Source organism: Bacillus sp. 0102A (genome assembly GCF_036765155.1).
Classification (GTDB): domain Bacteria; phylum Bacillota; class Bacilli; order Bacillales; family Bacillaceae; genus Bacillus; species Bacillus subtilis_G.
On the sequence record NZ_JBAIZW010000002.1, the window covers coordinates 138,884 to 151,706 of the forward strand.

The 12,823-nt window shown below is 46.1% G+C and carries 1 protein-coding gene; it reads right to left on the minus strand.

What is annotated here, in order from left to right; all coding sequences use genetic code 11:
• Nucleotides 1-55: 55 nt before the first annotated feature.
• Nucleotides 56-12,808 (minus strand): type I polyketide synthase, encoded by a 12,753-nt coding sequence (locus V6D41_RS05235; protein ID WP_333517502.1) that lies wholly within the window; start codon nt 12,806-12,808, stop codon nt 56-58.
• Nucleotides 12,809-12,823 lie beyond the last annotated feature (15 nt).

Sequence of the window (12,823 nt, forward strand, 5' to 3'; positions counted from 1 at the left end):
TTGTTCCACCTCAGAAATGGTTAATTCTCCTGATCTGAAGGCATCGAGAATTTCTTTATGATTCATACGATTTACTCCCTTCTATGATGTTTTGCACACTCTTAAAATCCAGTTTTCCTTGCGCCACCTCTTGCATCAATCCGATGATTTGCTCGTCTGTATACGTTCCCTTTGTTTGATGTGCTGCCGCGCTTTGATTGCGTTTTTCAGCTTTTAAGGCCAAATGAGCGGATAAATCTTGGACTGTCTGATATTCAAGGATTTCCCGGCCAGTCACCTTCATCTGCGTGATTTTTTCGATATGACGCATCAATTTTCGGCCAAGAATTGAATCCATCCCATAATCCAAAAAGTTTCTTTTGAAGCTTATTCGCTCCTCAGATATGCCCAACTCTCGTACTAAAAATTGAACAATGACCTTTTGAATGTGTGTTTCTCCATTAGGCTCGTCAATCTCTGTTTTCATGTCTTGTATATGCGGTTTAGCGGCCTTTGTTTGATGATTGCCTGACGAAACCCAATACCGCTCCCTTGCAAACGGATAGCCAGGTAAAGGAATCGTCCGAACGTCATCGCCTTCATGAAGGAATTCCCACGGGATCTGATGTCCTCGCACCCAACATTCCGCAATGTTTTCCAAATTTCTTTCTTTTGCGAGAGCTTGCAGGAATGTTTCATCCTGTTCTACTAACACCCCTTCCGTATGTCCTATATAAAGGGATGCCTGTTGGCCTGATACCTCACCATTCTTCATTGCTTCCGCGTATTCCTTCAATTTTCGCACCAATTGCTCCTGATTGTTCACAACAATCGCGAGCCTCGCTTCCATGGCTTTTCTTCCAGCCTGAAGTGTATATGCAACATCAGGTAAAGATAGGTTCTGATTCTGCTCAAGATACACAATCATGCGGCTGACAGCATCCTGAAGCCGATCGTCATTTTGGGCCGATAGTACGATAACCTGCGGGCATTCAGCTGACTCTTTATGCCGCTGTGTGAACGGCTGCTCATCCGGGATGTATTCTTCAATGACTGCATGGGCATTGGTGCCGCTGATACCTGTCGTGCTGATGGTTCCCATCCTCGGATTCTGATTTTTCCTGATCCATGGAAGGTTCTCTTTGCAAAGCACAAACGGGCTTTCTTTAAACTGAATATACGGGTTGTCCGATTCACAATGATGAGTAGCCGGAATCGTCTGGTTTTTTATTGCCATCAGCATACTGATTAAAGCAACCACCCCTGACGCTGCAAATGTGTGTCCGATTAAAGGTTTAATCGAGCTCATCATGCAGAATTGCTTCTGCTTCGTGTATTTGCTGAACACGCTCGTTAACGCTTGGACCTCAAGCGGATCACCAAGATTCGAGCCGGTACTGTGCGCCATCACATATTGAATGTTGAGCGGGTTGATTCCATTTTTTTCATAAATGTTCTCGATCAATTCTGTCTGGCTAAAAGGATTTGGTGCCGTAATGCCATTGGTTTTGCCATCGTAATTCACACCGCTGGCCTTTATGCAGCCATAAATGTGATCATTATCTTCAATGGCCTTTGATAATGGTTTCAGGAGAACAGCAGCCACCGCTTCACCTGGCACCAGACCATTGGCATCTTGGTCAAATACTTTACATTGTCCGTTCGGAGACAGCATTTCGGCTCTTGTCAGCGCTTCAAATGACATTTGAGAAATATTCAGGCTGACGCCGCCGGCTAAAGCCATTTCACAATCTCCCTGACGGAGGGCTGAACATGCCTGATGAATCGCCACAAGTCCAGATGAACATGCTGCTGTCAATGCCATATTAGGTCCTTTTAGATCTAATGCGTATGCGATTCGCGCAGATAATGTGGCGTTTTGTGTTCCGTTAATGTAATCCGTATCTCCGGTTAAATGCGCATATTCTCCTTCTTCCACACCTACGTAAACACCGCAGGATTTTCCTTTTATTCGATGTCCCATATAGCCAGCGTCTTCAAATGTGTGCCAAGCTTCCTCTAGAAAGATGCGCTGGCGCGGGTCCATGCTTTCAGCTTCTTTAGGCGATATTTGAAAAAACAGCGGATCAAATCGGTCTATGTCCTTCAAAAATGCGCCCCATCTCGGCACTGCTTTTTCTGGACCTCCGTTAGCTCTCCCCCAGTCCAAGCGTTCTTTCGGGATGGCAGTGATACAATCTTTCCCGTTTTTCAGATTGTCCCACAGCTCCATGACCGAATCAGCTTGAGGAAATCTGCCGCTCATGCCAATAATGGCGATAGGCTCATCGTGAACCTGCCGGACGCTTTTTTTGCTGGTATCCAGTTCTGTAGGAACCGGAGCATCATCTTCAGGATTCTTTTGTGCCTCAGGTACATCATCCCGGTAAAATGCTTCGATCAGCTCTTTGTGATCCGTTAAGAAGAAACGGATTAATTCCTGTAAAGTCGAGTAACCAAAAAATAAAGCCGGTGTCACTTCGATGTTGAAATGCTTTGTTAACACATTCGAGAACTTAGCCAAATAAATGGAATCAAATCCGAAGTCGGCCCAATTTTTGTTCAAATCCAGCTTGTCCTTTGAGATTTTAAGCAATGTGTGAATACGCTCTTTCAGATCGTGTTCTAAACGCTTTTCAACGCTTAGCGTTTTTACCTCGTCTCTTTTTTCTAGTACAACTGGGGCTTGAATGGCTGGTTTCGGAATAGCTGATTCGGTCATTCCTAAAAAGCGGCTGACCCGGGTGGCCTGACCGGCTACCACAAGATGCTGAGCATCCTGCTGAGACAGGATGTGTTCGAATAGGCGAATGCCTTCATCGGCTTCTAAGAAGCGCTGGCCGCTTGATTTCAGGTACAATTCGGTTGTTTCTTCATCACCGATCTTCATTCCGCCATCTTTCCATACAGGCCAGTTGATGACATACGTTTTGCCGCTATGAAGCCCATTTCTGTACTGTGCATAGGCCATTTGGAACCGATTCCCGACCGCATAATCACAACAGCCAAAATCTCCTAAAACCGCAGAAGACGAAGAAAAATAACAAACAAAATCAAGGATTTCATTTTTAAGCCATTCATCAAGCGCTATCGTACCGCTGATTTTCGGTTCAATGATGCGCTGGAAGCTATCGATCTCTTTATCAAAAATAGCAGAATCGCTCTCGATACCAGCTGCATGAATAACGCCGTTGATGGCGCCAAATCGGTCTTTCCCTCGTTTCACGCAATCTCCCATCGCGATAGGATCAGAAACATCTGCCTCTGCATACATGGCTTCGCCGCCTAGATCCTTTAATTCTTTTATTTGCTTTTGCTTTTCGTCATTGAAAGGCGACCGTCCTGTCAAAATAAGGTTTGCGGCATAGTTTTTAGCCAAATGCTTGGCGAATAAATAACCGAGCCCTCCTAAACCGCCTGTCATCAGGTAAGTGCCGCCAGACTTCAATTTGCTGTCGTTCGGTTGTATGGTGGTCTGTTTAATGTGACATACACATCGTTTCCCATTTTGATACAAAACGGTTTGTTCAGTTGAAGCCTGTAATTCCGTCCAGATTTTACGAGCCCAATCATCCATCGATTCTTGATCTGCCGGCTGAAAGATTCCAGTCACTTTTGTATGTGGAAAAACAAGCCCGAGTGAGCGTTCGAAGCCAATCCATGATTCCAGATAGCTCCGGTCAAGACCATTTTCAAAACGTCCCGCCAGCAGCAGCCGTGAAGGATGGAGCTTCGCTGCGGACATTCCTTGTAATAAATAGACAATGCATGAAAGGTCCTTTATATAGCTCTCATCTTCCGCAGGCCACATATAGAGGATTGCATCTGGCTCTCCATGTTCCTCCTGAATGCTCTGGAAGGCTTTTTCAAAAGTGTCGGGTTCTTGCCGCACAATCTGATAGCTGTATTGAGACTGTTTGCTGTACACCTCACCCTGCGAAATAAAAATGACCTTGGTGTCTTGATCAACTTTTTTCACTGATGAAGCGAAGGCGTTTTGCTTTTCTCTATCCGTCAAAAAACAGATGAGCGTTTTGAAGCGTTTCGATGTGAGAGTTGCCGGTTCTTCTTTCCACACCTCTTGAAAAGTCATAACCTCAAAATGCTCTTCTGTTTGTTGTTCTTTAGACGCTGGGGCCTTTGCCTGATCTGGTGCCCAATAACGTTCTCTTGCAAATGGATATGCGGGAAGACTGATCCGGACAGGCGTATTTGTTCCATACAGCTTATCCCAGTCAAAAGACAAGCCTTTCACCCAAAGATCCAGCAGTTTCGTGTATTTCCCTTTGCTCATCCATGCCTCTATGATTTTTTCTGTATCTTCATCTGCCGATAAGACCGCTAATGCTTTTTTGTTCTCATCGATGCGATCCAGGTACAGGCTGTCTGCTTTATTTTCGATAAAATCGCGGAGCTTTCTCTCAAGATCCTCTAATGATTCCGCTATAAAGCCCAGCCGTTCCTCCATTGCTTCACGACCCGTTTGCAAGGTATAGGCGATCCTGATCAGATCTGTTTTGCAGTACCTTTTTTCTTGAATGGCTGTGAGCAGCTGTTCCGCTCTTTCTAGCAGCCGTTCCCTGTTTTTCGCTGACAGCACAATCAGCGCAGGAGGAAAAGCTTCAGGCGTTTGCGCTTCTGTTTGCGGAATATATTCTTCAAGAATCATATGAGCATTGGATCCTCCAGCGCCAAAACTGCTCAATCCGGCGCGTCTCGGCACCTCCTGTCCATCAATCACCGGGCGCTTCCATTCACCAAGATGCTGCTGAACGACAAACGGAGTATGGCTGAATTCAATGTTTGGATTCAGTCGCTGAGAATGCAGTGACGGCGCAATTTGACCGTATTTAAACTGAAAAAGTATTTTTGTCAGTCCTGCAATTCCAGCTGCACTTTCACAATGACCGATATTTGATTTACTGGAGCCGATCGCGCAAAACTGTTTCTCCAGCGTATCTTCCTCAAATGCTTTTGTTAATCCCGCTATCTCAATCGGATCTCCTAATGCGGTGCCTGTTCCATGCGCCTCCAAATAACTGATGGTTCGGGCAGGAATATTGGCGCGCTCAATCGCTTCTTTAATCAGCTGTGCCTGTGCATGAGGATTTGGAACCGTATATCCATTTGTTTTTCCTCCGCTGTTAATCGCACTTGCCTTTATCACACCGTAAATATGGTCTCCGTCTGCTATTGCTTGTTGCAACGGCTTTAACACAATGGCGCCTACGCCTTCACCGTCGACAAATCCATCTGCGTCATCGCCGAAAGATTTACATGTATCACTTGCAGAGAGCATATTCATGACAGATAGGTTCTGATAATGAACCGGGTCAACAACTAGATTGACACCGCCGGCAATGGCGCAATCACTCGATCCGCTATAAATGCTTTCCAGCGCTAGATGAATCGCTGTCAGAGAGGATGAGCAGGCTGTATCGACTGCAAGGCTTGGGCCATGAAAATTCAGCAAATACGATATTCTGTTTGCGATAGACCAATAGCCGTAGCCGGTCGGATAATTTTTGTTCATGACTCCGGCAAAGACGCCGATTTTTCTGCTTGTACAGAGCGTGTCAGGCGTGTATCCCGCATCTTCTATACTTGCATAAGCGGTTTGCAGAAATAATCGCTCCTGAGGGTCCATTCTTTCTGCTTCAAGCGGAGAAATCTGAAAAAATAATGGATCAAATTTGTCCATATCTTTGATAAAGCCGCCCCATTTCGTATAAATCGACCCTTCTTTTCCTTTTTCTTTATCGTAATAGGCTTTCCAATCCCAGCGTTCTTTCGGAATTTCCTCAATACAATTTCTACCTTCTTTTAGATTATTCCAAAAGTGTTCAGCTGTCTCCGCTTGAGGATAACGGCCTGAAATGCCGATAATGGCAACGTCACGACTGGCAGGAGCGTGTGTTGGCGTTTCTTTCTCCCTGCTGAAGCCAAACTTGCGATAGCGCCGCTTTCCTTTAGCGGCCTGCCCAGATTTTTTTGAAGACTTATTCATGCTTGCGGCCGGTGTCTGTTGGTGAACTTGACGGTCAAGACCTGTCAGTTTCATCAGCGCTTCTGTTTTTGTTTGGATGAAATGCTCAACTAACGCGTCAATCGTCTGGTACTCGAAAAATAAAGTGCTACTTACATGGTCAAATTCTTTACGCAAGGTATTCGTCAGCTGGACAACGACGATAGAATCAATCCCGTACTTTTCAAGCGGTTCAGATGACTCAATCTTGCTAGCAGGGATTTTCAATGTTTCCCCGATTAGTTTTTTCATATATTCTGTGCTTATTTCTCTGAGGTGAGCATGATTTGATTGTCCTGTTTTCTCCGAATCTACGTTTTGTGTCTTAGCTGGCTCCTTATTAGACGCTAATGAAACATCCTTCTCTGGCGAGATCACAGTTTCCATCATCATACGGCGAACCAGCCCGTTGCTTGAGCCAGCGACGATCTGGTGACTGAGATCATGGGCCGCTTCGGCCGGGAAGAAGACAGATTCAAAGCCTTCGCTTTCAAGTGCCGCTTTCCAGCTGTTAGGATATAAGCCTGGGCAGCCGGGAATCCGTACTGCAGGATCTTCATACAGCCACCAGCCTTCCAAGAGACCAAAGGTGATGTGAGGGAACAGGCTGTTTCCCGCCATTTCATTCAGCAGCAGCATTCCGTTGTTTTTCATCACTGCTTTTGTATGCCGCAGCGTTTGACGGATATTCTTTGTCGCGTGAAGGACATTGGCTGCAATGACGACATCATAGCCGCCAGCCTCGATTTCCTGCTGGTCAATCGGTTTTTCCACGTCAAAAAGCTGATACGTCAGGTACGGATTTTCCGCCCCATATTCCTTTTCAGCATGCAGCAAAAATGCTTTGGACAGATCTGTATAACAGTATTCTTTGATATGGTTTTGATAGGGTTTCAGTTTTTGAAAGATTCCGGCGCTCGTGCCGCCTGTGCCTGCCCCTATTTCCATAATGCGGATGGATGCCTGCGGATCGTGCTTCAGCCGTTCATCCAGATAAGCTATTAACGTATCGGCAAGCACTTTATTAAAATAGTCTGCCACTTGGTTATGCTTATAGATGCCTTCTACTAATTCCATTGAGGACTGAGGAAACATCATATCTGTGGCAGGCACTTTCCCTGTCAAAATATCCGGTAATCCTTTCAGCATGGTTTCTGCTAAAACAACCATCGCTTTTGTATTGCTGTCTTTGAGCCATTTTTCTTTTTTCGCATTCCATTCTTTCCAAAGCAGCGCGATATCCTCTGCTTGATCCTTCCTTACCAATGAATCTCCATCTTTCTTAAGATAACCATGCTGCAGAAGGAATTCACTGCTTTGCCGAAGCCACTTTTCATAAAATTCACGAGTCTTGTATTGTTGAAGGCGTTCAATCGATAATCTATGACCATCAAACAGCCCAGCCGTTTGCAGCTGGCCTAACAAAAGTCTGTAAAGAAGATCGTCCAGCTCTTCGTGTGTCACTCTTTGAAATTGTCCTGTTTTCTGCAGGCGCCCCTTCAGGCTTTCAGCGTCTGCCGAAGGGTGCTCAGGATAAAGGGTGATGAATTCTTTCTGATTCACGCCTTCGACTGCTACAGGTTTTGTCGTATGAATAAATGCCGTTTGGCTGACTGGTCCAGAAAGCAGTGCTTCTAACGCCTTCATACCTTCCGCAGGCTCAATTAAGCCTAAGCCAATTTGATTCATAAGCTGTACATACTGTTCATCCTCGGCCGCTTCACTGTTCCCCCAATATCCCCAGTTCATGACTTTTACAGGACAAGCCCAGGTATGAGAAAGTTGGTGAGCAAAAGCATCTGCAAAGGCGCAGCCAGAGGCATAATGGCTTTGCTTTACATTTTTGATGTGTGCGACAAGCGAAGAGAAAAATAGAACAAAATCTAAATGTTCCTGTTGGAACACTTGGGCAGTGCGAACACTGACATCCACCTTCGCCGCCAGTCCGGCTGTAAATTCTTCCATCGTCATATTATCCAGGCTTTGTTCAGATAAAACCATTGCAGAGTGAACGATCCCGTGAATTTCAGGATGACGCTTTTTCACTTGATCATAAGCCTGCTGCAATGAATGCATATTCGCAGCATCGGCTGCAATATAGTAAGGCTCAGGGCCAAGCGCTGAGAGACGGTCTATTTTCGCCTGGATGGCATCATTGATTTGACTGCGTCCAATCCAAACGATTTGCGCCTGATAGCGGCGGATCATGTACTCACTCCAAGCCTCTCCGATGTACCCGGCACCTCCGATGACCACATATACTCCGCCTGTTCGGTAAAGCGTGCCATTTGACGGTGAGTACCGATATGGGATCAATTGCTGCTGATGCCATTGCTGATTCCGATAGGCCCAAGTGTGTCCGAGACGGTCAGCAGGGAGCGTAAACATTTGATGTACCGGCCACATGCAGCCTTCTTCAAAATCGAGAAGACGGATTTTCCAATGCGGATATTCCTTAGCGATTGTGCCCGCGAATCCATGAACGCTTGCATGAGCGGGGTGAACTTTCTCAGATGGAGTAACTGACTGCGCTTGGACGGTCACCAAAGACCACTCTATATTCTTCTCACCATAGCCTAATTGAAGACATGCCTTCACTAGCTTAAATGCCTGAAGAACGGCCTCTTCTTGTCCCTCACTAACGATATTCTCCGGGTGTGACGGGGCAATCCACAATACATGGTCAATGCCTCCGCACGCTTGCAGCTTGTCCGCTATTGCAGCAATGTCATCTGCAGACCGGATATCAATAAAGGAAACCTGCTGATGATGCTGCTTTATTAACGTCCGTTCACCTTCAGTACCACCGCATAAAACAGCACGCGCAGCAAAAAACAAAGCATTGTCCTCACCATTTGGAGAAACCGGTTCCCAGACAGGGATCATCATCGTATGGCCTGTCAGCGGAGAATCAGCTGCTGTTTGAGGCTTTGTCTGCTCTCCATCAAGTGCCCGCATCGAGGCGCCCTTCATTCGAACACAAACGTTCCCGTTCTCATCGCATAAATCAATATCATACTTTCTGACTTTGTCCTCCGCTTTACTGTCTGAACTATATCGAATATAAGACCATATCTTCTCAGGACATGGGCTGATAACGTCAAGCTCCTGCAATGCAAACGGGAGAGACAGCTGATGGTCCTGTGCGTCAGCATTGACTGAGCTGACGATAAAACCGACTGTCGCATGGAAGGCGGAATCCATCAAACTCGGGTGGAGCGTAAAATGCTGCTTGCCGTCTTTTAGAAAAGCGGGTAACGAGATTTTTGCAAGCAATTGATCATGTCCGACAAGCACTTTTTCAATCCCTTGATAGCCCTCGCCATAGTCAAGCCCAATCTGTCGAAACGCCGTATAGCATTGTTCTGACGTCACTGTATCCAGACTGCATTCTGTCTGTATGGATGCAAGATCTAAAACAGGAGTGTCCGCTTCAGCTGAAATGACTGCACGGCCTTGACTGTGTATCATCGGGGTTTCTTCTTTAGTTTCAGAGCTGCTGTAAATGTCAAAGGAAATGTCCCCGTTATCCTCAGGATAAAGGCCAATATGTATTTCTTTTGGTTCACTTCCTATCGTGATCGGGCGGATCCAGACGATGTCTTTAAGCGACACAACTCTTTGTTCACCTTCCAGATCGCCCGCAGCTTTTTCCGCTGCTTCCCTTGCCATTTCTAGGTAGGCAACGCCCGGCAGGATTTTCTGTCCCTGCACAACATGATCAGATAGGAAAAATTCTTGACCTGTAAAAACAGAGCTGAAGCGCTGCTCAGTAAAGTCTGACGTATTGCGGTGCACCAGCGGATGTAAGGTATGATCTACTATGCTGGTTTTTGTTTCAGGAGCTGGTATCCAGTAGCGCTCCTTTGCAAACGGATAGGTCGGAACACTGATTTTAAGCGGTTTGCGATCGCCATATAGCTCGTCCCAGATGACCCGCTTTCCTTGAACCCATGATTCAGCCATTTTCTTCAATTCGCTGTTTGTTAATGTTGGTCCCGCGGCCTCCTGATCCTCCTTGGCTTGCCCAGACCAGCAGCCGTCGATCTCTATTTCACCATTTGCAAACGCCCGAAGTTTAGCAGATAAATCCTTTATGTCCTTCACGATGAAGGCTGCCCGCTCCTCCATTTCCACTCGGCCTGTCTGTAATGTATAAGCTAACGCTACAAGATTGACGTCTTCGCTCAGAAAATCAAGGAGCTTAAAAGCGTAAGACTGCAGACGGTCTTTATTTCTCGCGGACAGAGGAATAATCATTTCTTCATTTTTCGCTAAAATCTGCTCTGAACGGCTCTCTGTCGGAATATATTCTTCCAAAATAAGATGAGCATTTGATCCTGAAGCGCCAAACGAACTTAAACCGGCGCGGCGGGGATATGTGACGTCCAACCCGTTTTCTGTAAAAGAAGGCTGCTGCCATTCCTTTGTATCATGCTGGACAAAAAACGGGGTTTCATCCAGCTGCAAATATGGATTCAGCTCTTCCGAGTGTAGTGAAGGCACCAGTGTTTTATGGTGCAGCTGCAGGACAGTCTTCGTTAAACCGCTGATACCAGCTGCAGATTCGGCATGGCCAATATTTGATTTCACAGAACCAATTGAACAGAATCGCTTGTCCTGTGTATTTCGGCTGAAAGCCTTCACCAATCCTTGTATTTCAATCGGATCTCCTAATGAGGTGCCAGTGCCATGGGCTTCAATATAGCTAATGGTGCGCGGATCAATTCCTGTTTTCTCTAAGCACGCTTCGATAACATCAGCCTGAGCTACCGGGCTCGGAACTGTAATTCCGCTTACTTTTCCCACATGATTAATGGCACTGCCTTTGATGACAGCGTAGATTCGGTCACCGTCCTGTTCAGCTTTTCGGAGCGGCTTTAACAATACTGTTCCGACACCTTCTCCAGATACGTAGCCGTCCCCGCCTTTGCCGAATGTATGGCAATAGCCATCACTTGAGTGCATCCCGACACTTCCATAGCTGATATATTTAGCCGGATGCAGTGACAAATTGACGCCTCCGGCAAGCGCGGCCTCACATTCTCCATTCCGGATGCTCTCTATTGCCAGATGAACAGCAGTTAATGAAGAAGAGCAGACCGTGTCGACCGCCATGCTTGGACCGTGGAAATTACAATAGTAAGAGACCCTATTGGCAATTTGCGCATAATTCAGCGATAAAGGAAATGGATGATGTTCTGATAGAGCCTCCGCTCCTATAAGGGAGTAGTCCTTATGCATAACACCTGCAAACACGCCGACATGCTGCCTTTTATTTTCTCCCTGCGGTGAAGCAATGGTTTCTGGTGTATACCCCGCATCTTCAATGGCTTCCCAGCATGTCTCTAAAAATAAGCGTTCCTGAGGGTCCATCGTTTCCGCTTCTCGGGGTGAAATCCTGAAAAATTGAGGATCAAAACAATCAGCATGCTCGATAAACCCGCCCCATTTTGACAATGGCTTGCCCGAAGGTGAATCCAGCCCATTGTTATCCTTCCATTCCCAGCGCGAGTTTGGGATCTCCGTGATGCAGTCGGTACCTGCCTTAAGATTTTCCCAAAATTCCTGTATGTTTTTTGCCTTAGGATAACGGCCTGCCATTCCGATAATGGCGATATCCCCCCCGATCTCTGTTGAGGAGGGAGAGACGGCTGAAGAATCCCGCATTGGTTTAGGAGACTGGCGAACTGCATCGTCCGCCTCTCCAATTGAATAGTGATCAGCAAGATACACAGCTAGTTCTGCAATCGTCGTATATTCAAACAGCAGCGTTGGCGAAAGATCCGCTCCGATCTCAGTCCCTATCTTCTGAACCACTTTTAGCAAGGATGGTGAATCCAGCCCAAGCTCATAGTATCCGGCGTGGATATCCATTTGTTCTGCTGGTCTTTCAAGCTGTTCAGCAAGCAATTGACGCAAATACGTTTCAATTGCCGTATAGTCCCGACTAGGATTCTGAGAGACAGCATGAATTTCTTTTCCAGAATGAAGGGCTGCCGCATCACGTACAGACTTGCCTGCAAACTGTTTCAGCTCGGCCACTTTTTGTCCGGAGGAATTAAAATATTCAATCGTCATATAAGTGAGTTCTTTCTTCTGGCGCACAGATGAAGAGAGGATCCGTGCTGTACACTCTTTTTGCAATCGTTCTGAAGCTGAGAAAGATTCATAATACAGTGGCAGATACATCGTTTGATCTGAGAGAAGGCAGCTTGAACCTATACCGCTGCCATCAATGAGAGTCGGATGAAACAGAAAAGCTTCAGAATGGCCCAGCGCTTCATGTCCGACAGATAGATCAATCAAAGCACCCTCTTTGGTTTTATAAATCTGCCCTTCCGCCTTCATCATGCCGGTATGCACTAATTCTTGAGAGCGGCATTGTTCATACAGTTCATCTAAATTCAAAATCCTTTCAGCTGTATGTTTCCACTGATTATGGTCTATTGAATCTTCAAAAGCAGTCCGCTCTTTACGATGCATGTCAGCCGTCACATATTGTCTTTTGTCCGAAAGCGACTCACCACGCTGTTTTTGTCCGTCGATGATGATGGACCATGTCCCTTTCTTGCTTTCAGACACGTGAATTGTGAGAGCAATGTCATACAATTCGTCTGCGATCAAAGGGTAAAAAATAGTCAGGTTTTTTAATTCAAGCTCTTGATATGCGTAACCATGTTCTTGGAATACTTGGTAGATCAAATCTATATAAGCAAGGCCGGGTAATAACGCTTGTCCGTATACCTTGTGGTTGGACATGATAGGATTATTTAATGAAATGTGCAGTTGTTCAGTTATCATTTTCCCACTCCTCTC